Here is a 23,287-nt window from a genome sequence, read left to right on the forward strand (position 1 = left end):
GGCCGACGTCATCGAGGTCGTTGTGCTTGCCGCCGGCGCGGATGCACTTCTGCGTATCCGCCGCGCGCGTGTCGCTGCCGGGGACGGCGCCGCCCCACTTGCTCACGTCGGCTTTCTTTTCCCCGAGGAAGATGGGAACGAACTGGTTCATGCCCGCGTTGGTGAAGAGCAGGTTCGGCGAGTCCGGCATGAGCGAGGAACTCGGCACGAGGGTGTGCTGTTTCTCGCGAAAGAAATCGAGAAACGACTGGCGGATTTGGGCGGAAGTCATCAGGGACATGGTAGGCAGGCGCTGGCGTGGAGGGCGGAAGGTAGCGATTGCCCGGCAAAGGTAAAGTCGCGGGAAAGGGTGGGGTTCGTGGGGTATTTCCGACGGGGAAGGGCGGGGCCGGTTTGGGGCGGGACGAGACCGTCGACGACAGAAAAATCAGAATACTGGTTGCAAATGTAGGTATTAACCCTGACATTTTGGCATGCCGCTTCCTCAATTCTTGGTGTATTGCACTGCGGAGGGGGAATTTGTCCTCAGCATGAAGGGGAAGCCGGAGACGTGGAAATTCAAGGCGATTGAGAATGCTGTGACCGCTGCTCGGAATATGCAAAAGGGCGCCTCTATCGCGGTCTACAATGCGACGGGGCAGGTCGTGGTGGACACGGTCACGTAGGCGCTGCTTCTTTCCGCCTCTTCCGGTCAGTTCCTTGCTCATCCACTCAGGAATGAGTCAGGCATCGGCATCGCCGCATTTTAAGCTTGACTTTTGAAGGGTAATATGCGACTATCCGGGCGCGATGGAGAGAAGTGGTGCGAAAGGAATTTTTGGAAAATTCTGGCGGGACGGGCGCGGTTCTTTGATGATTGGATCGGGAGTGGTTTAATGCAAATTAGATGCAATAAGATGGCTTGAGTTGCCGGTAGGTGCCTGGGCTGCCTGCCTTGATTGACTTGTGGCGGGACCAGAGTAAAACTAGGCGGGTCAAGGCCAGTAAAGGCTGGTAAAGGCACTTTTTTTTCGGCAGGGCTGCGGAGCTACCCTGCGGTGAAAAACCGCTTAATGCTATCCTATGGCATTTACGGAGGAGGCGGAAGGAAGCCAGAATGGCGCGCCCGCCTGCCCGGTGGCGGCCAGCCGATAAAACCCAAGTGGTAGTCAAATACGATGTAATGGGACACCACGTCTCCGTGGTTTTACGATAATGGCTCTCACCCCACAGGCGGAACGAATGAGAAGGCTTGAATCCCTGTTTCCGGGCCGCGCTATGGGTGGAGGGCGGGAAAAAGCGGCGGTCAGTATTGCGAAAACGCCCTCCGGGGTATCAATCGTGCTGGATGCGGGTACGGATAGAATTCTAAAACTCACTTCAGTTGCGGTGTGAGCCAAGGTCCCGCCGCAATGAAAAACCAAACCGATTCCCTGGAACCCCACACCATCGGGGAGCAGCGTGGAGTAGCCGCGCTGGAGACTCCGGAGAGGCGCAATCCTCCAGAGATGCCAGGCGAGACGGGAAGGCCGTCCCAACGCCCGTCGCCGGGCGGCGTTGCTCTGAATCCTGGGCACCGAACCGCCATTTTGATCGTAGGGGTGGTGTTGATGGCCGTGCTGGTGGCGTTTGGGTCGTTCTGGACGTTCCGCCAGGTCGAGATGGCGACGGAGTTGAGGGAGCATTCCGCCCTGCTGATTGGCCAGGCGAACGCTTTGCTCACCGCATTGGTCGACGCGGAGACGGCCCAGCGGGGTTACGCCCTGACCGGTGAAGAAGATTTCCTGGAACCGTACCTCGTCGTGCGCGAGCGCGTGCGCGGCCAGTTGGAACAGTTGCGGCTGCTGACCGCGATCCCCGCCGCCCAACAACACCTGGTTGCGTTGGTTCCCTTGGTTGACGCCCACATGCAGCAAAACGAGAAGGTCATCGCCTTGCGCCGCAACCAGAACTTGCCAGCGGCCACGGCGCTGGTGGCCACTGGCGAAGGAAAGCGCCTGATGGATGCGATCCGGACGGAGATCGCGAGCTACCTGCAAATCGAGGAAGGCGCACGGGCGCTCAACGAAGTGCAGTACCGGTCGAGAATGCGACTTCAGTTGACGATCATCGTGAGCGCCAGCGGGTTGACGCTGTTCCTGGCACTGGCCTGCATTTATATGATCCAACGGGAGACACAGACGCGACTGACGAATCTGGTGGAGAGCACGACGCAACGATCACTGGAGATTCAGGCCAATGAGCGGACGGACCTCGCGGAAACGCGGACCGACGAAGCCAACGCGCGGACGGACGAAGCCAATGCGCGGAATGAAAATACGAGACGTGCCACGGAACTCCGCTACCGGCGGCTGTTTGAAACGGCGCAGGACGGCATTCTCATTCTCGACGCCGGGACCGGACAAGTCGTGGATGCCAACCCCTTCATGAAGGAATTGCTGGGCTACTCGCAGGAAGAGTTTGTAGGACGAAAGCTGTGGGAGATCGGGCCGTTCAAGGGAGAGGATGCGTCCAAGAATGTTTTCGCCGGTTTGCAGGTCAACGACCGGTTGCACTACGAGGGCCTTCCCTTGGAAACAAAGGACGGGCGGCGGGTCGAAGTAGAGTTCATCAGCAACGCCTATCTGGTGGATTCGACCCGTCTGATTCACTGCAACATCCGCGACATCACGGAACGCATGCGGGTGAGCCAGGCCCTGGCCACCGCCAATAAAGAACTGGCGTTTCAAGTCGAGGAGAAGGGCAAGCGGGCGGATGAGCTCGCCGCGATCAATGCGGAGCGCCTGGCGGCCAACGAAGAACTCGCCTTTCAGATCGATGAGAAAGGGGAGCGGGCCGAAGAGTTGATCATGATCAACGGAGAACTGGCGCGCTCGAATGCGGAGCTGGAGCAGTTTGCCTATGTGGCGACGCACGATCTGCAGGAACCGCTCCGGGCGGTCGCCAGTTGCGTGCAGCTTCTCAAAAAGCGCTACGGTGGCCAGCTCGACGCGCGCGCGGATGAATTCATCGCGCACGCGGTGGATGGCACGAAGCGCATGCAGACGCTGATCAATGACTTGCTGGGTTATTCGCGGATCAGCACCCATGCCCAGTTGTTCGCCCAGACCGACTGCGGAGTGGTGCTGGACGAGGCGCTGGCGAATTTGATGGTGTCGATCGGGGAGAGTGGCGCGGTGGTGACCCGCGATGTCTTGCCCACGGTGAGCGGGGATGCGACGCAATTGGCGCAGTTGTTCCAGAATCTCATCGGCAACGCCCTCAAGTTCCGTGGCGGGCGTTCCCCCAGAATCCATGTCGGCGCGAAACTCGTGGGCAATGACTGGTCGTTCGCCGTGGCCGACAATGGCATCGGCATGGAGCCGCAATATTTTGAGCGCGTGTTCCTCGTCTTTCAGCGCCTGCATACCCGCGAAGAGTATCAAGGCACCGGCATCGGCCTCGCCATCTGCAAGAAAGTGGTCGAGCGCCACGGCGGGCGCATCTGGGTCGAGTCGGAATTCGGCCAGGGCACCACCTTCTGCTTCACCATCCCGGAAAGGAAATAGACAGCATGCCCATTCTCCCATCGAATAAACCGGTCATCATTTTGATCGTCGAAGACAATCCCACCGACGTGCTCATCGCGAAGGAAGGTTTTCTTGGCGCCCGGATGCCGAATGTCCTCCATGTGGCCGCCGATGGGATCGTGGCCATGGAGTTCCTGCGGCAGCAGGGCAAGTATGCCAGCGCGCCCCGGCCCGACTTGATCGTCCTCGACCTGAATATGCCGCGCAAAAACGGTCACGAAGTCCTCGCCGAGATCAAGGCGGACCAGAACCTGAAGAATATCCCGGTCGTCATTCTCACCACCTCGAAATCCGAGGAAGACATCGGCAGGGCCTACGGACTCCATGCCAATTGCTACATCAGCAAGCCAGTCGACTTCGATGAGTTCACCAAGGTGGTGCAGACGATCCAGGATTTCTGGTTCTCGATCGTCACGCTGCCATCAGAGTTAAAATGATGGACGCGAAAATCATTCAAGTCCTCCTCGTGGAAGACAACCCGGCGGACGCGCTGGTCGTGCGGGACGAATTGGAGCACGCCGGTGGCACCCAGTTCGCCGTGGTCCACCTCAAGCTATTGGGCGAAGCCCTGGCCCGGTTGAAAGAGCAGCATTTCGATGTCGTACTGCTCGACCTGAGCCTGCCGGATGGCCATGGGTTTGAAACTTTTGAACGGTTGCACGCCGCCGTCTCGGATATCCCGATCGTCGTGCTGTCGGGCCGGGCCGACGAAAACCTCGCCGTCAAAGCCGTCCAGGCCGGCGCGCAGGATTACCTGGTGAAGGGACGCATGGCGGAGGATGTGCTGCCGCGCGCCATCCGCTACGCGATCGAGCGCGAGCGGGCGGACCGGGGCCTGGCCGAAAGTGAGGAGCGCTACCGGTTGCTCATCGAGCGCTCGCCGGATGCGTATTTCGTCCTCTGTGAGGGCGAGATCGTCTTCGCCAATGCGACCTCCTTGAAACTGTTTGGCGCCGATCGTTTGGACCAACTGCTGGGCCGGGCCATGCTGGAAATCATTTCCGACGAATGCCACGACCAGATTCTTAAGCGAGCCCAGCACGCCGGTGGCGAGGGGATCACCCCCCCGATGGAAATCCTGGGGAAGAGGCTCGATGGCACCACGATCCCCGTGGAAGGCATCAGCAATCCTTTCGTCTACGACGGCCGCCCCGCCGTGCAAGTCGTGCTGCACGACATCACCGAGCGGAAACGCTCCGAGGCGCGCTTTCGCCGGCTGGTGGATTCCAACGCGCAGGGCGTGATCTTCTTTAATACGAATGGCAACATCACCGGGGCGAATGACGCCTTCCTGAACCTCGTGGGCCACAGCCGGGAGGAACTGGAGGCCGGGCGCATCAACTGGGTGGCGATGACCCCGCCGGAATACGTGGATCTGGACGAACGCTGCCTGGCACAGATGAGGGTCAAGGGCGTCTCCGAGCCGTATGAGAAGGAATACTTTCGCCAGGACGGCTCCCGCGTGGCCATCCTCCTGGGCGCGGCGGCGTTTGAAGACAACCCGGAGGAGGGGGTCTGTTTCGTGGTGGATCTCACCGAGCGCAAGAAGCTCGAGCAGCAAGCCCTGCGCGCCCAGCGCATCGAGAGCATCGGCACGCTGGCCGGCGGCATTGCGCATGATCTCAATAATTCGCTCGGGCCGATCATCATGTCGCTCGACCTGCTGGCCATGCGCTTTCCTGATCCGGAGAGCCAGGAGTTGCTCGCCATCGTCAGTTCCAGTGCGCATCGCGGGGCCGACATGGTGCGGCAGGTCCTGTCGTTTGCCCGCGGGGTCGAAGGCCGCCGCATGGAAGTGCAGGTCAAGCATCTCCTCCGGGAAATCGAGAAAATTGCCAACGACACCTTCCTCAAGCACATCCAGATCCGGACCATCATCCCCTACGACCTATGGACGGTCCTGGGCGATCCGACCCAGCTTCACCAGGTGCTGCTGAACCTCTGCGTGAACGCGCGCGACGCGATGCCGAATGGCGGCACGCTGACCATCTCGGCGAAGAATCTCGATGTGGACGCGCAGTACGCCGGGATGAGCATGAACAGCGACGCCAAAGCCGGGCCATATGTTTGCTTGCAAGTCAAGGACAGCGGCACGGGCATGGGGCCGGAAGTGTTGGAGAAGATCTTCGATCCTTTTTACACGACCAAGGACGTGGGCAAAGGGACCGGGCTCGGGCTCTCCACGTCGCTGGCCATCCTCAAGAGCCATGGCGGTTTTATCCGCGTGTATAGCGAGCCCATGAAAGGCACCACCTTCAAAGTCTATCTCACGGCCCAGACCGAGAGTTCGCCGGAAAGTGAGGCGGTGATCGCGGCGTCCATGCCGCGTGGCAATGGCGAATTGATCCTCGTGGTGGACGACGAAGCGTCCGTGCGCCAGATCACGCAGCAGACGCTGGAAATATTCGGCTACCGGGTCATTCTCGCCATCGATGGCGCGGACGGGGTGGCCATTTACGCCCGCCAGGGCGAGGAGATCGCCTTGGTGATCACGGACATGATGATGCCGGTGATGGATGGGCCGGCGACGATCGAGGTCCTCCGCCGGATAAACCCGGCGGTGCGGATCATCGGTGCGAGCGGCCTGGCTGCCGATGGCCAGGTGGCCCAGGCCGTGAGCCTCGGGGTGAAGCATTTCCTGTCCAAGCCCTACACCGCGGAGACGCTGCTCAAAGCGCTGAAAGACGTGCTGGCGTAGCGGCGAGTGGCAATTTCTGCTCAATAAAAATCGCCGCGGAGAAAGGATCCTCCGCGGCGTTTTTGCGACCCTGGGAAATTCCAATTCAGGCGAGGCGCCGGCGGCGCAGGAAAACCACGCCGACTCCGCCGACGATAGCCAGGAGGGCGGAAGGCTCGGGAACCGCGGACCCCGGCGAACCCGTTTCCGCCGTGTTAGCCGAGACGAAGGCGCCATTGGCGCCGGCCACGCTGGCCTGCGAGATGGCTGTCCCATTCAGGCCGGCCGCGTTGTCGAAAGTGGCGCCGGTGGGAGCGGTGCTGAAACTCACGCTGGCTTGGAGAACGCCGCTGGCGTCGAAAATATTCACCGCGTCGCCGGACGTGCTCAAGCCCACGCCGGAACCGCCATAAGCTCCGATTGTGAAGCCGCCCGGCAGGTTGCTGCCGAACCACGCGCTCTCGAAATTGGCGGCAATGGTGCCATCGGTTGTCCCACTGGCGGTGCCTTCGAAAAAGATGACGGACTGTCCCGCGGCAATGCTGGTGACATTGCGCAGCGGGACGGCGAGCGAGAAGGAGTTGGAGTTATCGTCCATCTTCCAACCCGTGATGTCGATGGCGACCGGGCCGGTGTTGGTGAGTTCAAACCAATCCGCGCCGTAGCTCGCGCCGCTGCCCGCGGGATCGACCTCGGTGATGAATAGCCCGGCTTGAACCGGCCAGGCGGCGGCAGCGAGGAGAGGAACGATGAGAAGAGCTTTTTTCATGAGGTGCGTGGCCGTCACGGGCGGCTCTCTCATCTCTACGGTCACTCGGTGACAACCCGGCGGAAGCGGCGTGAAATTTCGGTAACGATCCTGTGAATCGACGGAGCCCGCGGGAATGATTGCTTGGCCGCTTTCCCGATGCCGACAGCCAGGATCTGCTCTCATCATCGCGACCAGTGCGCAGCGCGGAGTGGCGATGGTGAGCCAGGTCTTGTCCTTCGCCCGCGGGGTCGCGGGGTCACGGGTAGTCCTGCAGGTCAAGCACGTCATCCGGGACATGGAGAACATCGCCAACGAAACCTTCCTCAAGAACATCCAGATCGACACCAGGCAGCCCGACGATTTGTGGACGGTAGTGGGAGATCCCACGCAGCTCCATCAAGTGCTGCTGAATCTTTGCGTCAATGCGCGCGACGCCATGCCCAATGGCGGCCGGTTGTCTCTGGCGGCCGAAAATGTCGCAATTGATGCCCATTACGCCGGGTTGACCGGCGAGGCGAAGCCGGGTCCGTACGTGCTCCTGCAAGTGGAGGACAATGGGACTGGGATTGCGCCCGAGATCGTGGAAAAGATTTTCGACCCCTTCTTCACCACCAAGGAAATTGGCAAAGGCACCGGGCTCGGGCTTTCCACGACCCTGGCCATCGTCAAAAGCCACGCAGGATTCATTCAAGTGTCCAGCGAGCCGGGGAGCGGTACGAAATTCAAAATCTACCTGCCGGCGGACACCGGGGCGTCGCTGGAAGCTGGACCGGCAGTGAAAACCGAATTGCCCGGGGCAACGGCGAATTGATTCTCGTGGTCGACGATGAATCGTCCGTGCGCCAGATTACGAAGCATACTCTGGAAAGCTTTGGCTACCGCGTCGTGCTGGCCGTCGATGGGGCGGATGCCGTGGCGGCTTTCGCCGGGCAGGGAGGGGAGATCGCCGTGGTGTTGACCGACATGATGATGCCGATCATGGACGGGCCTGCGACGATCCAGGTCTTGCGACGGATGAATCCCCGGCTGCCGGTCATCGCGGCGAGTGGACTGGGGGCCGATGGGCAGGTGGCTGAGGTAGCCAGCCTGGGTGTGAAATACTTCCTGCCGAAGCCCTACACGGCGGAGGCTCTGTTGACGACGTTGCGACAGGCGCTCATGAAGGAAAACGCCGTAAATCCCTAGCCGCCCGGCAGGGTTTGGAGCCCTCGCAATAAATTGTTATGAATGTCACTCATCGTCTGTAGATTAGGGGGTTACACTTCTGTCCCCAAATGAGATTCACTCCATGACAGACGCCGACCTTAAATCAGTTTTCGGCACGACCATCAAAAGCAAGCGGTCGGAACTCGGCATGTCGCAGGAGGAACTTGCGGACCGTGCGGGCCTGCACCGCACCTACGTTTCCGACGTGGAGCGGGGCATGCGCAACGTCTCGCTCATCAGTATCGATAAGCTCGCCCATGCCCTCGGCCTCTCGGTCTGGCGGCTCTTCGAGCAAGCGGCCAATGGCGAGGGCGCGGATCAATTGGAGATCCTGCTCGTCGAGGATGAACCGAACGACATCGAATTGACCCAGCGCGCTTTCAAGCGGGCGCGGATTGTGAATCCCGTGCACGTCGTGCACGACGGCATGGCGGCGCTGGATTTTCTGTTCGCCAAAGGCATCTATGCCGATCGCCACGACAAGAAGCCCCCGGGGGTGATCCTGCTCGACTTGAAGTTGCCGAAGCTCGACGGCCTGGAAGTGCTGCGTCGGATCCGGGCGGATGAACGCACCAAGAACATCCCGGTGGTCATCCTCACGGCGTCGAAATTCGAGAGCGACCACGCCGAATGCCGGCGGCTGGGAATCAATTCCTACATCGTCAAGCCCGTCGATTTCCGGAACTTCAGCGAAGTGACGCCGCAATTGCAGTTCGACTGGAAACTCGTGCGGCACGATTGAACGGTCGAAATCCGCATGATGAACACCGGCAGCGCTGGGCCGATCCGCGGGCGGACGATTGCCGGTCTGGCCGGAGTTGTTATTGGACGTGTGGGAACGATGGCGATATGGCTGTAGCGCATGCCCCCCCGGACCGGCATCTCATCGGCTGCGTGGCTGAAAAAGCTGGCTGAAGCGTCGAGCCTCCTTCTCGCCGTGGCCGGGATCGGCGTCTTGCTGACCTGGGCGTTCCATTTGCCCGCTTGGGAAAAGATCGTGCCGGGATGGGCCGCGGTAAAGGCCACCCCCACGCTGGTCTTTGTCCTGGCCGGGGCGGCGGCCTGGATCGCCGTGACCGTGCTCCTGTGGTTCAGTGCCCGGGCCCTCCACCGGGCGCAGGAAAAAATCGTGCATCGGGAGCGGCTCTACGCCGTCTTGAGCCAGTGCAACCAGAGCATCGTGCACATCTCCGAGCGGGGGCCGCTGCTCAAGCGCATCTGCGAGATCGCCGTGGAATTGGGGGAATTCCGCATGGCCTGGATCGGGATCGCCGACCCGGCCACGCAGATGGTGCAACCAGTGGCTTCCGCCGGTGCGGACGAGGGTTTCTTCGAGAGGGTGAAGGTTTCCCTGCGCGATGAACCGCTCGGGCGCGGTCCCGGCAGCACCGCCATTCGCGAAAAGCGCACCGTGGTTTGCAACGACGTGCACACCGACGTGCGCTTGCAGGCCTGGCGGGAGGAAACCTTGAAACGCCATTTCCACTCGGCGGCGGGTTTTCCGATTCGCAACAACGGCGACGTCATTGGTTGCTTCGTGCTCTACTCCGGCGAGGTGAATTTCTTCAATGCGGAGGAAGTGAAACTACTGGAGGAAATGGCCAGTGATATTTCCTTTGCCCTCAAACAAATGGAGCGCGACGCCCAGCGCCGCCGGGCCGAGGAGGACAAGGACCGGCTGGGGGCGGAATTGCAGATGATCCTCGATACGGTGCCGGCGATGATCTTTTTCAAGAATCGCCAGCACCGTCTCGTGCGCGCCAATGCGGCGATGATTCGCACGCTGGGCAAGCCGGCGGAGGAACTGCTCGGCAAAACCGACCGGGAACTCGGCACGCCATATTCTGAACAATATGCCCGCGATGAAGATGAGATCGCGGCGACCGGGCAACCCAAGCTCGGGATCGTCGAACCGCTCGCGACGACCAATGGTGTGCGCTGGTTGCAGACCGACAAGGTCCCACTGCGCGATCTGCACGGAAACATCAGCGGGTTCATCGGCCTCGCGGTGGACATCACCGAACGCAAGCTTGCCGAAGCCGCCTTGCAGGCCAGCGAGGCGGATTTTCGCGCGAGCTTCCTTTCGACGGCGGTGGGCCAGGTGCAGGCGGATCCGGCTACGGGCCGGTACCTGCGCGTGAACCCGAGATTTTGCGAGATCACCGGCTACTCCGAGGAAGAGCTGCTGGGGATGACCTTTCGTCAGCTCACGCACCCTGACGATCGCGAAAACGATACCGTGGCCCATCAGCAAATGGTGCGCGGGGAGATTTCGGAGATCAACCGCGAGAAGCGCTACCGGCGCAAAGATGGCACGGCCGTGTGGGTGAACATCTGCGCCTCGATCATCCGCGAGGATACCGGCCGGCCGCTGCGCACGCTGGCGGTGGTGCGGGATATCACCGCCCGGCACAAGGCCGAGGAAGCCCGGCAGGCCGCCGAAGACAAATATCGGGGCCTGGTCGAGCAATCGCTCGTCGGCATCTACATCATTCAGGATGGCCGGTACGTGTACGCCAATCCGACGTTCGCCCAGGTCATGGGGTATTCGGCCGAGGAACTGACGGCGGGGCGCGTGTTGGATTTCGTCTTTGAAGAAGATCGCGCCTTGGTCAGTGAAAACATTCGCCGGCGGCTGGAAGGCGAGTGCGAGAGCATTCGTTACGGGCTGCGCATGGTGCGCAAGGACGGCACGCTCGTTCATATCGAGGTCCACGGCGCTCGTGCGGAATACGATGGCCGCCCTGCCATCCTCGGCACGCTGCTCGATCTCACGGAGCGCAAGAAAATCGAGGCGCAACTGCTCCAGGCGCACAAAATGGAGGCCATCGGCCAATTGGCCGGCGGCATCGCGCACGATTTCAACAATATCCTCACGGCCATCACCGGCAATACCAAGCTGGCGCTGGAGGACCTGCCGGAGGATCACCCGGCACGCGATTTTCTGCTCGAGATTGGCAAGGCGGGTGCGCGGGCGGTCGACCTGGTTCGGCGCATCCTCACCTTCAGCCGGCAGCAACCGCAGGAGCGCAAGCTCATGCACCTCCAGCCGGTCGTGGAGGAAGCGCTGAAGCTGCTGCGGGCCAGTCTGCCCGCGACGATGGAGATTCGCACCACGTTCGTCCCGGACGCGTCCGCCGTCCTGGCGGATGCGACGCAGATCCATCAGGTGATCATGAACCTCGGCGCGAATGCCGGCCACGCCATGGGCGAGCACGGAGTGCTGGAAGTGCGCGAAGCGATGGTGGACGTGGATGCCGATCTGGCCCGGACTTCGCCCGAATTACACCCGGGCCGCTATGTGCGCCTCACGGTGAGCGACAGCGGCTGCGGGATGGATCGGGCGACGCTTGCGCGCATCTTCGATCCGTTTTTCACGACCAAGGCGCAGGGGGAGGGGACGGGGCTCGGTCTTTCGGTCGTGCACGGCATCATGAAGGCGAACGATGGCGCGATCACGGTCTACAGCGAGCCGGGCAAGGGCACCGCCTTCCATCTGTATTTTCCCGCGGCGGAGAGTGGTGTGCCGGAGGTGGCCGTATCGTCGGCGCCCCCACCGCGCGGCCACGGCGAGCGCCTGCTGTATGTGGATGATGAGGAACCGCTGGTCTACCTTACCACTCAGGTCCTGGGGCGGCTGGGCTACGAGGTGACCGGCTTTGTCGAGGCGGAGGCCGCCCTGGAGGCCTTCCTCGCGGAGCCAGACCGTTTCGATGTCATCATCACCGATCTGTCCATGCCGCGCTTGAGCGGGCGTGACCTGGCGGCGCGCATTTTGCAAGTCCGGCCGAATATCCCGATCATTCTCGCGACCGGCTACATCCGCCCGAACGACACGGAGAGCGCGCGCCGTCTCGGCATCCGCGATCTCATCCTGAAACCCAACACCGTCGAGGATTTGGGACACGCCCTGCATCGCATTTTGACCGAACGCCGGGAGGAGAGCTCCGCGAAGCCAGTGGTGAAGCCGCTCCAAAGTTAGCGCGAGCGCCGAAAAAAAAGCTGTCATCCTGAGCTTGCGAAGGACCTCTGATTTCGCTCCGGCATCCTGCGCGCCGCCGCCATCACAAGCGCAGCGTAATCCTTCTGCCAAACGTGTGAGGAAAGGCAGATATCAGAGGTCGTTGTCCCCACGGCACCACGGACGTCTCGCAAAGCCTCGGCTCGCAAGCTCAGAATGGCGGGCTTGTTTTTTCGTTCCCGCCACGGTCCGCCCACGTCGCTCCTTGCCATCGGACACGTGAAGAGGAAACTATCACCCATGCTCCCCCGCTCCCTTTCTCTCTTGTGCGCCGCCGCCTGGGGTATTGCCTCGGCCCTGGCGCAGGAAACCACAGTGCTTCATCTGCCCGCGCGGGAACGCGCGGAGACCGCGGCCGGCAGTGGTGAATTTCGGGAAGTGACGAAGACGCTCGACTGGAACCCGCGGCAGACTGCGCTGGTGATTTGCGATATGTGGGACGCCCACACCTGCCCCAATGCCGCGGCGCGCGTGGGGGAGATGGCGCCGCGCGTCAACGAATTCGCCAAGGCCGCCCGCGCCCGCGGCGTGCTCATCATCCACTGCCCGAGCAACACGATGGATTTCTACCAGGATCATCCCGGGCGCAAGCTGGCGCAATCCGCTCCGGAAGTGGCTCCACCCATCCCGCTGAAGAAATGGTGCTACATCGATCCATCGAAGGAACCGCCGTTGCCGATCGATGATACGGATGGGGGCTGCGACTGCCCGAGAACTTGGAAAAAGGGCGACCCGTACCCCTGGACACGGCAGATTGCGGCGATTGAGATCATGGATGGCGATGCGATCACGGATAGCGCGGAGGCTTACAATCTGATGCAACAACGCGGGATCGAGAACGTGCTGGTCTGTGGCGTGCATCTCAATATGTGCGTGCTCGGCCGCCCCTTCGCGATCCGGCAATTAGTCGGCGAGGGCAAGCACGTCGCCCTGGTGCGCGATCTCACCGACACCATGTACAATCCCGAGCAGCGGCCGCACGTGACTCACTTCGCGGGCACCCGGCTCATGGTCGAGCACGTGGAAAAGTATTGGTGTCCCTCCGTCCTCAGCACCGCGCTGCTCGGCGGCGAGTCCTTCCGCTTCCACGGGGACACGGAATAGCGCGCGACGCTCAGTCGCGAATTTTGCGATAGCGCATCGGCGTGTAGCCGGCCGCCTTCAGATCCGCGATTTCGCGGTCCGAACTGAGCGTCTTGCTAAAGGGCGCGGCCTCGTAAAACAGCGCCCGCGTCTTCGCATCATCGAGCCACTTGACGAAGAGAATGACGTGCCCACCCTCCGTGTTCATGATGTCGGCGGGTTGGAGTTGATCGGGCGAAGGCAATTTCTGGCACACCTCCGCGAGGGTGGAGGTGTCGTACTTGTGCGGCAGTTTCCAGCAGCGCGAAACGAAGCCGGAACAATCGATCCCCACGGCGTCGCCGCTCACCGCATTGCCGCCGAGTCGGCGCTCGTCCGGCGTATAGACGTCGCCCGCCGCCTTCCCCGCCCGCACCCCTTTGTCAAAGCTCTCCGGCGTATCGAAGCCGCCCCACTTGTAAGCCACGCCGGCATTGCTCGCGCCCACCTCCCAGCAAGCCACCTCTGGCGACCCATGGCCGCCCGGCCGATCCGGCGTGTGAATTTGCACGCCGTGCGAATCCGGGCCGTGACGCAAATTCTTGTCCGAGGATTGCCACTGGTGGTGGATGTAACTCTCCGCGACCTGGAGCGCGTCGGCGCGGGTGAGTGTCTGGGCATGGAGTGGGGCGGAGCCGAATGCCGAGAGCGCGATCGCCAGGAGTGCCGCGACGATGCGGATGGGGACAACATTGTTCATAGCGCGAGTCGAATGTAGCCGGTTTGTGGAAAAATCAAAACGCGGCGCCGCTCGCCTTTTTTGGGCGCGCGGAGCAAATTTTCCGCAACAGAGCCAATGGAACCAATGGAGCCATGCACATTTTGCCGCATGTTATGACATACTTCCCCTCATGAACTGCGACGATTTTCAAGAAGCCTGCCACGGCCGACGCGACCGCCCCCGAACAACCGATTTAAGGTGCCTTAAGCCGCCTTAAGGTGATTTAAGGTGCGAGATTTTTTGGGTGGAGTCAGTGACCCTCAACTAAGAGGAAGACGGTGCGTGCCAAAGCACGAAGGCGAAGCCCGCGACCTTGACCTGCTGGGTATTGCCCGGCAGCGAGGCGAGGATTTTCGGGGCGTCCTTCGCGCCGAGCCAGACCACCCCGCCTGCCGGATGCTCCTGGGCAAGTGTGGCCCGCCAATCCTCGACGGTCAGCAGGTTAGTAAGGATGGGCCGCTGCGAATAGTAGGTGAGCGAGCTGCCATAGGGGTCGAAGTTTGCCAGCACGGTCGCGCCGGGTGGGAAGGACTTTTGGAGCACCGTGCCGAGTTCAGGGATGAGTTGCGTCGGTTCCCGGGCGACGCCATCGAGAATGAGATATGGCGAGCGCATCTCTTCAGTGCGCTGCAGGCCGAGCGCGCCGAGGACCATTACGATGAGCAAGATCGCGCCTTGGATCGCAATCCCCGCCTTGGTCGAAAGCTTCTCGCCAGCCTGGTAGATCGCATCCAACCCGAGCCCGGCCAGAATCGCGACTGCGCCAATGAGATAGAACGGCGCAAAGTCGTGAATGAACGATTCATTGCGCAGCAGCACGACGTAGAGCACGCCGGCGATCGTCAGCAGGGTCGCGGCCAGTCCCAGCCAGCGCGTGCCGTCGGAGCGGTGTTGTTGGCGAGAGAGCCGGGCGATTCCCAAGCCGACGAAGAGCCACGTGAGGGTGAGATAGTTTCCTCGCAGATCGCCGATCACCGTGTGCGTCCAATCGCCCCACGTGAAACGCGGCGCGTTGTCGGCGATGGGCGCCGTGCTCGTCGGGATGGCATTGCCCAGGCGCATCTGGAGAGCGGTCCAGAGATCGCTCCATGCCGCGGAATTTACGCTGCGAATTTGCCAGAGGAAGAGCATCCCCGCGCACCCCACCAGCGCGATGAACAGCCACCCGAGCCTGCGCATTTCGCGCGGCGCGAAAAAGATCAGCCATGCCGCCGAGCTCAACACCAGCAGGTAACCCGGCCAGTCTGTCCACAAGGCGAGCGCGGCAAAAATCGCCGCGCCCACCGCCCAGGGCTTGCGCCCCGTCATCTTCCAGTGCCAAAGACAGGCCAGCAGCGCGAGCATCCATAGCGTGAGCACCGGTTCGAAATCCACCATGTCGCCGTAGTGCAACTCCATCGGCACCGCCGCGAAGACCGCTGCGCCCAGCGTGGCCGCGCGCGCGCCCGCCGTGGAGTGCAGCAGAAACCACAGCACCACTACACTGGCCAGCGAAGCGATGATCGGCACGAGCCGCGTCGTCGCTTCGGATTCACCGAACACCGCAAAGGAAACCGTGATAAGCACCGGCAGCAGCGTCGGATGATGCACGTAATAGGCCTCCGCCGGAATCGGCAACGGCCCGAAGTAGAGCGTCGCCGGGACACCCGCGGCCCGCATTCCCGCGCGCAGATTGTTGTGCGCAGCCTGCGCATACACCGCGCCGTACCAGTTGTCCTCCTCCACCCACGGCCGGTTCAGGCCGCGTGCGAAGTGCGCCATGAGGAACACGAGGATGACGACCAGCCCAAGCATCCACCAGCGCTCCCGGCCAGGGCCGACGGTGGGCGAATCGGGAGAAGAGTGCGGAACGCTCGATGGCATTGAAGAGTGGCCGGACGGTAGGGACTCGCCTGCCGCTTGTCCCGCCTTTCGGTCGCGAAATGAATTCCAGCCGCCACATCGGCGTGGGCCGCTTGCCCATCGGATCAATCTCTGTTAAGTGGCGCTCATGCAGCGTCTGTTGTTCCCCTCCCTGGCCTTGTTGTGCGCGACTTCGATCGCGCTCGCGCAGCTTCCGACCGTCGACCCACCACGCAGTTGGAAGACCGCGGAAGGCGTCGCCTTCCAGGCGTCCATCGTGAGCTTCGACGGCACCACAGTGACGTTCAAGATGCCCAATGGCTCGCGGGCCCAGGCGCCGTCGACGAAGCTCAGCGGGGACGACCAGAAGTATCTTGTCGATTGGCAAAAAAAGCAGCCGATTTCCACGGCCATGCCCAACGAAATCGGCGTGGAAACCGCGGCGGTGAAGGCCGAAGTCGTGAGCGAAGACGCGGCCGCGGAGAAATACGTCTATCGCACGCAGCACTTCGAGTTCGAGTCGCAGGGGAAGTTCAGCCAGGCGCTCCTGCGCGACGTAGCGCGCAACTTCGAGGCGACCTACGAATTGCTCAAGGCACTGCCGTGGCACGTCGAGCCGAAGCCGGAATCCGGCGATCTCTTCCACGCCAAACTGTTCAAGAACCGCGAAGCCTACATCGCCGCCGGCGGCCCGCAGAACAGCGGCGGCGTTTACAAGTCGAGCCAGCAAATGTTCCTCGTGCCGTTCGAGAGCATCGGTGTCAAGCTCGTCGGCAAGGCCTACGCGAAGGACGAAAATTTCGAGACCCACACCCTGGTCCACGAGCTCACGCACCAGATGATGCGCTTTTCGCTCGATTACCTCCCGCAATGGGTCGTGGAAGGCACCGCCGAATACACCGGCACGCTCCCGCTGCACACCGGCCAGTTCCGGATTTCCGCGGCGAAGAATGGCCTGCGCGATTACGTCAACTTCCTCAAGACGCGCACCGCGAATGGGGTGCCCGAACCCTACCCGCTGGAGCAGCTTTTCCCCATCACCAACGAACAATGGAACGAGGTCCTCGAGCGCGATCCCCGCTCCTCGCACCGGCTCTATTTCACCTCGTTCCTGCTCGTCTATTACTTCATGCACCTCGATGGCAAGGGCGACGGCCAGCTCTTCGCGCGCTACTTCCGCGAAGTGGGCGAGGTCCGCAAAACGGTCGAGGCTTACTACAAGGCGATGGAGGATTTCAAAAAGCAGCCGGGCGTGGATGTGAAGCCCGACGGCAGCTTCACCTACCGCCGCGATCTTGTGCTGCCCAAGCGCCCCGAGGTGATCGGATCCGATGAGGCGCGCGCGGAATTCCAGAAAAGGACGCTGCAGATCCTGCTCGATGGCCGGACCGAAGCGGACCTGATGAAACAGATCCGCACCGGCTACTCCCACCTCGGCATCCGGCTGTAATTCGCCCCTCACGAAGGCCTCGCCTCGCCTGGCTCAGGCTGGCATGGTGCGCCCCCTCATGAAACTGATCTCCTGGAATGTGAATGGCATCCGCGCGGTGCTGAAGAAAGGCTTCGCCGATTTCATCGCGAGCGAAAAGCCGGACATCTTTTGCCTTCAGGAAACCAAGGCCACGCCGGAGGAGGTGTTGGTGCCACCGGCACTGGCCAAGTACCACGCCTCTTGGAACATTGCCGAAAAGAAGGGCTATTCCGGTACCGCCATTTTCACGACGACGAAACCGCTCGCGGTCACCCTCGGGCTCGGCATGGCCGAGCACGACCGCGAGGGCCGCGTGATCACTGCGGAATACGCGGACTTCTTCCTCGTGAACGTCTACGTGCCGAACTCCAAGCGCGAGCTCACGCGGCTCTCCTATCGCCAGCAATGGGACCGCGATTTCCTCGCCTACCTCAAAAAATTGGAGAGCAAAAAGCCAGTCATCTGGTGCGGCGATCTCAATGTCGCCCACACCGAGATCGACCTCGCCCGCCCGAAGGACAACGTGAAGAACCACGGCTTCACCCCGGAGGAACGCGCCGGCTTCGACGCCTTCGTGAAAGGGGGTTTCGTCGATGCCTTCCGCGAGTTCGAGAAAGCCGGCGGACATTACACATGGTGGAGCCAGATGGGCACCGCCCGCGCCCGCAACATCGGCTGGCGCATCGACTATTTCCTCTGCTCCGAATCGCTGCGCAAACGCTTGAAGTCCGCCACCATCTACCCGCACATCACCGGCTCGGATCACTGCCCCGTCGGGATCGTGCTGCGCAAGGCCTAAGGCTTCGGCGCTGCGGCTGGGTTCGCGATGAAATGGAGGATCGCCTCCGCCGCCGGGTCGCCGGGATGCACCATATTGCCCGCGATGCTCCCGTGAGTGCGGTCGTCGATTTGTAATTGCTGCACGCGCGGGTTGCCCGTGGCCCGCAGCGCGGCGGCCAGATACATGCTCTCCTCGCGCCGCGCGGGCATGTCCTTGTCCGCATAGAGAATCAGGAAAGGCGGCGTGTCCTTGTGCAGATGGTTGATTGGCGCGGCTTCGTCCGCGCTGATGACGTTGTGGTCCTTGATCCCGCGCTCCTCGCGCACGGTGTAATGCGTCATCACCTGGCCGCTCACCGGGATCAGCCCGGCGATGGCGCTGGGAGCCATGTCGTACGGTTTCAGCCAGCGGGCATCCAGTCCGAGCATGAAGGCGAGATACCCGCCCGCCGAGTGGCCGCCTACGAACACGCGCGCGGGATTGATGTGTTGCTCCGCGGCGTGCGTCTTGACCCAGGCAAACGCGGCGGCGGAATCATCGAGATACGCGGGATAGGTCGCCTTCGGGCTCAGGCGATAATTCACTGCGGCGACAGCAATGCCGGCGCGGGCGAAACGTCGGCAAATCTCCTTGGTGGAGTCCGCGTCCTTGGTGCCCCCCGTCAGGCCGCCGCCGTGAAACCAGACCAGCGCCGGAAAATGGTCCCCGCTCGCTGGCAGATACAGGTCGAGCTTGCAGCGGCTCTTCTCGTAGTCCGTGAGCGCGTCGCCCGACTTGTAGGCGATGTCCTTGACGACGTGAACCTCCTCCGGCGCCGGCTCCGCCCGCAGACAATTCGGTGGAAGAAAAGTGCCGCCGGTGCAGAGGACAAACAGCGCCAGAATCGAGGGGAAACGCATGTGCCGGTGCTAGGCCCGATAAGGGGTGGCGTCAAGCCGCCGGGCGGGTTTTGTGTCATAAGCAATTTCCCGGTTGCACGCCTGTTCCGGCGGGCTATTCTCCCGACAGTTCTTTTACAGCAGTAAATGCATCACGAGTGATTCGGCGATTTCCGCCGGATCTGCCAACCTGGTTGGAGAAACCAAGGTGGAGCCGAGTGACCGAGTAGGTCGCGAGGCGATGTGCGCGCCGGCCCTCTGCCGATGCGAATCAAATCTCCCGTGATGCGACCCAACCTCAAAACTCATCATGCCTCAACTCTCTCTCCGCACCAACCTGGAGAATCCCAATCATCATCTCTGGAATAACAACGGCACGTGGTTCATCCACTACGTCGTGCATCCCACGCCCATCACCAAGGAACGCGTCCGCAAATCGCTCGGCACGAAATCGCTGGACGAGGCCCGCGCCCGGCGCGACGCCATCCTCACGTGCCAGGCTGGCGCCGCCGAATTCCACACATTGCAGCTCGCCGCCTGAAGCGGGCGCAGTCGACAGACTGACCATCGCGGCCCGCTGATCCGATTTCGCGATTGTTCCCTTGCCCGGGCGGGGAGGGTGACGAAATTACCCAATGATCAAAGTCGTCGTCGGTGCCACGGCCTTGTTCGTGGCCAGCATTATGAGTTCCGTCCAGGCCTCGGGAAGCGAGCCGGTTTCCTATCACACCGTTCGCGCAATAAAACCCCAGCCGGGTTATCGCGCCGGTTCCGCGGGCGCCGGCGTTGCAGGTGCCGGCGCTGCGGGAACTGGCGTTGGCGCTGGTTCAGCCGCGGGTACCGGGGAGGGTGCGGGCCCAGCCGCCGGCGCAGGGTCAACGGGCACTGGCGGTTTCGGAACGAACACCTCCACGGTCTCAAACTTCCCCGCCGCCGCGTAGTTCTTCTTGAGGTACGCATACACCGGCGCGCCCCAGCGGCTGAACTTCGACGCCGCCGTGCCGTTGATCTCCCGGTCGTCGATGATCACCACTGCAGGGCGCTTCTCCTCAAAATCGCGGATCGTGTTCTCCGCCCAATGCTCGCCGCGCGTCGCGTTGTCGACGTAGACGTTGCGCAGATACGTCGGCCGGTTCGTCATGATGTTGTACCCCGGCATGTAGGGGAAGCAGATGACATAGTCCTTGGGACCAGAGGACTTCATGACGGCGTCGTAGACCCCTTGCAAAGTCGCCGCCTCTTTCTTCGAGGTATGCACGCGCACACCATTCTCGCCTTGGAAGCGGGCCTTGCGCCCGGCGCGCGCCACGATCGTGCCGGCCGAAGGATGCTGCAGCGCGAAGAGGGCAAAAGCCAGGAGCTGCCCGCCGAGAAAGAGCGCGACCAATCCGGCAAAGGCCCGCTGCATCATCGGCCGCACCGGGCCGTGCGGCCAGAGCAGCCAGAGCGATGCCGCCATGGCGATGATGTAGCCCGGCATGAACTCCGAGAGATGCGGCCGGTCCGGACGAAAAAAGAAAAACTGCGGAAACGTGGTTAGCGAGCCGCCGATGAGCAGCAGCCAGAGCAGCGGCACGGCGGAGAGTGTAAATTCGCGTCGCAGCACCGTCACCACGAAGCCGAGCACGCCGGCGATGAAGAATACGGCAAATCCCACCAGCGGCGCGTAGGTCAGAAACGTGAGGATGCGCTCCCGCCATCCTTTGCCGATCATGGCGGAAAGCGGCCGGCGTGGGAGTGCCGTGCGGTCGCCGTTCTCGGCGTTATGGATCGCCGGCGCCGTCTGGGCTGTCGCGCCGTCCCCGGTCGCGTCGGCGGGCGGTTGCGCAGCGCCGGCGACCGCGGGCGGAACCGTCTTTTCGTGGGCGATCTTCTGGTTCGCGGAGGCCCGAAGGAATTCGAACCACTCCGTATATTCCGCCCAATAGTTCGCCCTCAGTCCCCGGCCACTCAGGTAGGTGTAAGCCGGCGCCTGCGCGACGACGACGCCCAGCACCAGGGCCACCACCCCGAAAATCGCTCCCGCGAAACGCCTCCCGAACGGCAACCGGTGGTCGAGCAGTCCGACAATCAACAACAGCAGCCAGATCGCCGTGAAGAAAAAGCCCAGCTCCACGCGCACGAGGAAGGTCAGCCCCAGCACCACGCCACCGAGCGCCGCGGCGGCCAGCCACTTTCTCCGCACGACCGGATCGATATAGAGCAGATGGATGATGCAGGCCAGGTTCGCCGCTTCCGCCAGCGGGATGTAATTCTTGAACTGCGATCCCGGGAACACCACCAGCAGCAGCCCCGTCGCCAATCCCGCCCAGCGCGAGCCCGTCACCCGCGTCACGATTCCGCAGCCCAGCAGCGCGGTCACCGTCGAGAGCGCGAAGAACCACGCCCGCACCGCGAGGTAATTGACCCCGGTAAAATGAAACAGCCCCACGATGGGATAAAACCAGCCGATGTTGTAACCCGGCTCCACATCCACCCACGGCCGCTCACCCTGCATCAGCCGCTGCGCCACGAGGCAGGCGGTGCCGCCCTCGTCATGCGGATTGAACCAAAAGTGCCAGTAGCTCGCGTAGTAGGCGATCGCCGCCACGAGAATGACGAGGAAAGGGACGAAGCGCGCCGCGCCGTGAGCGGGTGGGTTCTGATTTTCTGGCACTAAAATGCTGTTCACCTGGAACAAAGTGGGTTTCTTGTCCGCAAAGTGAAAGACCTACCTGCCGAAACGCCCGCCGTCGAGACTCCTCGCATCGAGACCCCCATCCAGGTGATGTTTTTTGACACCGACTGCGCCGGTGTGGTCCACAATATCGTCTACCTGCGCTTCATCGAAATCGCGCGGACCCTCCTCGCCGAGCAACTCGGCATGGGCCTCGTCGCCATGGCCTCGTCGCAGACTTTTCCGGTCGTCGTGCGCACCGAGATCGATTATCGGCGCCCGGCCAAACTGGGCGATCAACTCATCGTCCACGGCCGCCTGGAAAGCGTGGAGCGCCTGCGCTTTTGGTGCGCCTTCGAGATCCGCCGCCCCGCCGACGGCGAGCTCATCGCCACCTCCCGGCAAATGCTCGCCGTTATCCAGATGCCCGCCGGCAAGCCGCAGCGCCTCCCCGAGGACTGGGCCACCCGCTTCGCCCACCTCCGCCCCGTGCGGGGCACGCAAGGGTAATGTCGCTCTTGCGACGGCACTGGTAGCGGCGGTAAACGCCCCGAAGGACCTCCAATATCCTTCTTCTTCACCAGTTCGTCAGAGATTACGCGCGATGATAGATGACCACGACGCGTAAGACGCCAGAGGGGATATTGGAGGTCCTTCGGCAAGCTCGGGATGACAGGAGGGGGCCGACGCGCACCTGCTGATCGCGCGTTCGACCTTTCTCAACACGCCCCTACGAATACAGCCCCACCGGCTGCAGGGCGAAGTCCGGAAAGATCTGCGCCAGGCTCTCCGCCTCCGCGCCATGCTGCGTCAGCACGGGAGCCAGGACATTGCGATAATTGTTCCAGACCGGCAAGTCGCCGGGGCCTTCGAGCATGTCCGGCTTCAAGCCCGGCCAGCCACCGAGCACGCGTTTGCCCTTCACCCCGCCGCCCATCACAAACATCGCCCCGCCGCGTCCGTGATCGGTGCCGAAGGAGCCATTCTCCGCGACCCGCCGGCCAAACTCTGTCATCACCACCACCGTGGTCGTCGCCATGCGCGGGCCGAGATCGCGCCGGAAGGCGGCGAGGCCGCCGGCGAGCTGGAGCATCAACGGTTCGATGCTCGTCAGTTGGGTGAAATGGGTATCCCAACCGCCGAGATCGATGCTCGCCGCGTCCAGCCCCACATCGGCCCGGATAAGTTGCGCGACCTGCCGCAGTCCTTGCGCAAAGGGATACTTGGGGTCGTAGACGGCGCCATTCGCCGGCGTGGCATTGGTATCGATCGCCTCGATTCGCTTCAGCGCCTCGAACGTGCTATCGGAGGCGGTGCGCAAAGCGTCCGTTTCCAGGGCGTAGAGACGCGCCAGCTCGCGGGCGAAATCCTCCTTCCGCGCGCCCTTGCGGCTGGCGGTGATCCCGAAATCGCGGAGCGATTCCACCGCCGCGGCGCTCGGTGCGCCGGAAAGGCTCTCCGGCAAAGTCGGCGAAAGCGCGACTGCTGCCAGCGGACTTTGCGACGGCCCGCGCGCGCGCAGGAATCGGCCCAGCCAGCCGCCGGCCGCGAGGCCGCCGTGTTCCATCAAATCCTGCGCTTCGAAGTGCGAGCGCGTGCGGTCCTCCGACCCG

20 protein-coding genes and 1 pseudogene are annotated in these 23,287 nt (G+C 62.4%); 14 read left to right on the forward strand and 7 right to left on the reverse strand.

The annotated features are described in order from the left end of the window. A partial coding sequence (locus ABJF10_RS15040; protein ID WP_348545407.1) for an alanine--tRNA ligase-related protein occupies positions 1-271 on the reverse strand: 271 nt, incomplete at its 3' end. A gap of 202 nt (positions 272-473) precedes the next feature. Between ABJF10_RS15040 and ABJF10_RS15045 the strand changes: the two genes are divergently transcribed. The 4 genes from ABJF10_RS15045 to ABJF10_RS15060 all read left to right on the forward strand — a co-directional run bounded on the left by ABJF10_RS15045 (position 474) and on the right by ABJF10_RS15060 (position 6,246). Continuing rightward, positions 474-665, forward strand: a complete 192-nt coding sequence (locus ABJF10_RS15045) for a hypothetical protein (protein ID WP_348545408.1) — start codon at positions 474-476, stop codon at positions 663-665. 726 nt (positions 666-1,391) lie between these two features. Next, the gene (locus ABJF10_RS15050; protein ID WP_348545409.1) at positions 1,392-3,527 is read left to right on the forward strand and encodes a CHASE3 domain-containing protein; all 2,136 of its coding nucleotides are present in this window, start codon (positions 1,392-1,394) and stop codon (positions 3,525-3,527) included. A gap of 5 nt (positions 3,528-3,532) precedes the next feature. Continuing rightward, positions 3,533-3,985, forward strand: coding sequence for a response regulator (locus tag ABJF10_RS15055; RefSeq protein ID WP_348545410.1), 453 nt, complete (start codon positions 3,533-3,535; stop codon positions 3,983-3,985). Further along, the gene (locus ABJF10_RS15060) at positions 3,982-6,246 is read left to right on the forward strand and encodes a response regulator (protein ID WP_348545411.1); all 2,265 of its coding nucleotides are present in this window, start codon (positions 3,982-3,984) and stop codon (positions 6,244-6,246) included. Before ABJF10_RS15055 ends, ABJF10_RS15060 begins: the two co-directional genes overlap by 4 nt. Before the next feature lie 85 nt (positions 6,247-6,331). Here the strand turns inward: ABJF10_RS15060 and ABJF10_RS15065 are convergent, their stop codons facing one another. Further along, positions 6,332-6,994 (reverse strand): lamin tail domain-containing protein, encoded by a 663-nt coding sequence (locus tag ABJF10_RS15065; RefSeq protein ID WP_348545412.1) that lies wholly within the window; start codon positions 6,992-6,994, stop codon positions 6,332-6,334. A 115-nt stretch (positions 6,995-7,109) separates the two neighbouring features. Here ABJF10_RS15065 and ABJF10_RS15070 point away from each other — a divergent pair, with 115 nt between their 5' ends. From ABJF10_RS15070 to ABJF10_RS15095, 6 genes and pseudogenes are all read left to right on the forward strand, one after another. Continuing rightward, positions 7,110-7,787, forward strand: coding sequence for an ATP-binding protein (locus ABJF10_RS15070; protein ID WP_348545413.1), 678 nt, complete (start codon positions 7,110-7,112; stop codon positions 7,785-7,787). Between the two features lie 5 nt (positions 7,788-7,792). Then, a complete protein-coding gene (locus ABJF10_RS15075) occupies positions 7,793-8,161 on the forward strand; it encodes a response regulator (RefSeq protein WP_348545414.1) in 369 nt (122 codons plus the stop codon). Positions 8,162-8,264: 103 nt separating this feature from the next. After that, a pseudogene (locus tag ABJF10_RS15080) lies at positions 8,265-8,444 on the forward strand (helix-turn-helix transcriptional regulator); the annotation flags it as partial. 60 nt (positions 8,445-8,504) lie between these two features. Further along, positions 8,505-8,924, forward strand: coding sequence for a response regulator (locus ABJF10_RS15085; RefSeq protein WP_348545426.1), 420 nt, complete (start codon positions 8,505-8,507; stop codon positions 8,922-8,924). 120 nt (positions 8,925-9,044) lie between these two features. Beyond that, positions 9,045-12,164 carry a PAS domain S-box protein gene (locus ABJF10_RS15090; RefSeq protein WP_348545415.1) on the forward strand — a complete coding sequence of 1,040 codons (3,120 nt, stop codon included), beginning with the start codon at positions 9,045-9,047 and terminating at the stop codon, positions 12,162-12,164. Between the two features lie 279 nt (positions 12,165-12,443). Further along, positions 12,444-13,307, forward strand: coding sequence for a cysteine hydrolase family protein (locus tag ABJF10_RS15095; RefSeq protein ID WP_348545416.1), 864 nt, complete (start codon positions 12,444-12,446; stop codon positions 13,305-13,307). 10 nt (positions 13,308-13,317) lie between these two features. On the opposite strand, the gene ABJF10_RS15100 is transcribed toward ABJF10_RS15095, so the two are convergent. After that, positions 13,318-14,025 (reverse strand): hypothetical protein, encoded by a 708-nt coding sequence (locus ABJF10_RS15100; RefSeq protein WP_348545417.1) that lies wholly within the window; start codon positions 14,023-14,025, stop codon positions 13,318-13,320. A 285-nt stretch (positions 14,026-14,310) separates the two neighbouring features. Continuing rightward, complete coding sequence (locus tag ABJF10_RS15105) at positions 14,311-15,909, reverse strand: glycosyltransferase family 39 protein (RefSeq protein ID WP_348545418.1); 1,599 nt, start codon at positions 15,907-15,909, stop codon at positions 14,311-14,313. Between the two features lie 127 nt (positions 15,910-16,036). Between ABJF10_RS15105 and ABJF10_RS15110 the strand changes: the two genes are divergently transcribed. After that, the gene (locus tag ABJF10_RS15110; RefSeq protein WP_348545419.1) at positions 16,037-17,338 is read left to right on the forward strand and encodes a hypothetical protein; all 1,302 of its coding nucleotides are present in this window, start codon (positions 16,037-16,039) and stop codon (positions 17,336-17,338) included. Positions 17,339-17,396: 58 nt separating this feature from the next. Next, positions 17,397-18,158, forward strand: a complete 762-nt coding sequence (locus ABJF10_RS15115; RefSeq protein WP_348545420.1) for an exodeoxyribonuclease III — start codon at positions 17,397-17,399, stop codon at positions 18,156-18,158. Here ABJF10_RS15115 and ABJF10_RS15120 read toward each other — a convergent pair. Beyond that, entirely contained in the window at positions 18,155-19,039 is an 885-nt protein-coding gene (locus ABJF10_RS15120; RefSeq protein WP_348545421.1) for an alpha/beta hydrolase, read from the reverse strand. The two genes, ABJF10_RS15115 and ABJF10_RS15120, sit on opposite strands and share 4 nt — an antisense overlap. Positions 19,040-19,328: 289 nt before the next feature. Here ABJF10_RS15120 and ABJF10_RS15125 point away from each other — a divergent pair, with 289 nt between their 5' ends. After that, complete coding sequence (locus tag ABJF10_RS15125; RefSeq protein WP_348545422.1) at positions 19,329-19,559, forward strand: hypothetical protein; 231 nt, start codon at positions 19,329-19,331, stop codon at positions 19,557-19,559. 216 nt (positions 19,560-19,775) lie between these two features. Here ABJF10_RS15125 and ABJF10_RS15130 read toward each other — a convergent pair whose 3' ends face one another. Further along, complete coding sequence (locus tag ABJF10_RS15130; RefSeq protein WP_348545423.1) at positions 19,776-21,689, reverse strand: hypothetical protein; 1,914 nt, start codon at positions 21,687-21,689, stop codon at positions 19,776-19,778. A gap of 30 nt (positions 21,690-21,719) precedes the next feature. Here ABJF10_RS15130 and ABJF10_RS15135 point away from each other — a divergent pair, with 30 nt between their 5' ends. Further along, positions 21,720-22,184: a thioesterase family protein gene (locus tag ABJF10_RS15135; RefSeq protein ID WP_348545424.1), complete on the forward strand. Its 465-nt coding sequence runs from the start codon at positions 21,720-21,722 to the stop codon at positions 22,182-22,184. Positions 22,185-22,404: 220 nt separating this feature from the next. Here the strand turns inward: ABJF10_RS15135 and ABJF10_RS15140 are convergent. After that, positions 22,405-23,287, reverse strand: an 883-nt coding sequence (locus tag ABJF10_RS15140; RefSeq protein WP_348545425.1) for a DUF1501 domain-containing protein, incomplete at its 5' end; no start/stop codon positions are given.

It is taken from the genome of Chthoniobacter sp. (assembly GCF_040003245.1).
In the GTDB taxonomy this organism is placed as follows: Bacteria; Verrucomicrobiota; Verrucomicrobiia; order Chthoniobacterales; family Chthoniobacteraceae; genus Chthoniobacter.

What these genes read in the sequence shown, in the direction of transcription:
- ABJF10_RS15105 (WP_348545418.1), bottom strand. Translation starts at nt 15,909, where the DNA reads ATGCCATCGAGCGTTCCGCACTCTTCTCCCGATTCGCCCACCGTCGGC.
- ABJF10_RS15120 (WP_348545421.1), bottom strand. Translation starts at nt 19,039, where the DNA reads ATGCGTTTCCCCTCGATTCTGGCGCTGTTTGTCCTCTGCACCGGCGGC.
- ABJF10_RS15065 (WP_348545412.1), bottom strand. Translation starts at nt 6,994, where the DNA reads ATGAAAAAAGCTCTTCTCATCGTTCCTCTCCTCGCTGCCGCCGCCTGG.
- ABJF10_RS15090 (WP_348545415.1), top strand. Translation starts at nt 9,045, where the DNA reads ATGCCCCCCCGGACCGGCATCTCATCGGCTGCGTGGCTGAAAAAGCTG.
- ABJF10_RS15110 (WP_348545419.1), top strand. Translation starts at nt 16,037, where the DNA reads ATGCAGCGTCTGTTGTTCCCCTCCCTGGCCTTGTTGTGCGCGACTTCG.
- ABJF10_RS15095 (WP_348545416.1), top strand. Translation starts at nt 12,444, where the DNA reads ATGCTCCCCCGCTCCCTTTCTCTCTTGTGCGCCGCCGCCTGGGGTATT.
- ABJF10_RS15070 (WP_348545413.1), top strand. Translation starts at nt 7,110, where the DNA reads ATGATTGCTTGGCCGCTTTCCCGATGCCGACAGCCAGGATCTGCTCTC.
- ABJF10_RS15060 (WP_348545411.1), top strand. Translation starts at nt 3,982, where the DNA reads ATGATGGACGCGAAAATCATTCAAGTCCTCCTCGTGGAAGACAACCCG.
- ABJF10_RS15100 (WP_348545417.1), bottom strand. Translation starts at nt 14,025, where the DNA reads ATGAACAATGTTGTCCCCATCCGCATCGTCGCGGCACTCCTGGCGATC.
- ABJF10_RS15045 (WP_348545408.1), top strand. Translation starts at nt 474, where the DNA reads ATGCCGCTTCCTCAATTCTTGGTGTATTGCACTGCGGAGGGGGAATTT.
- ABJF10_RS15050 (WP_348545409.1), top strand. Translation starts at nt 1,392, where the DNA reads ATGAAAAACCAAACCGATTCCCTGGAACCCCACACCATCGGGGAGCAG.
- ABJF10_RS15125 (WP_348545422.1), top strand. Translation starts at nt 19,329, where the DNA reads ATGCCTCAACTCTCTCTCCGCACCAACCTGGAGAATCCCAATCATCAT.
- ABJF10_RS15115 (WP_348545420.1), top strand. Translation starts at nt 17,397, where the DNA reads ATGAAACTGATCTCCTGGAATGTGAATGGCATCCGCGCGGTGCTGAAG.
- ABJF10_RS15055 (WP_348545410.1), top strand. Translation starts at nt 3,533, where the DNA reads ATGCCCATTCTCCCATCGAATAAACCGGTCATCATTTTGATCGTCGAA.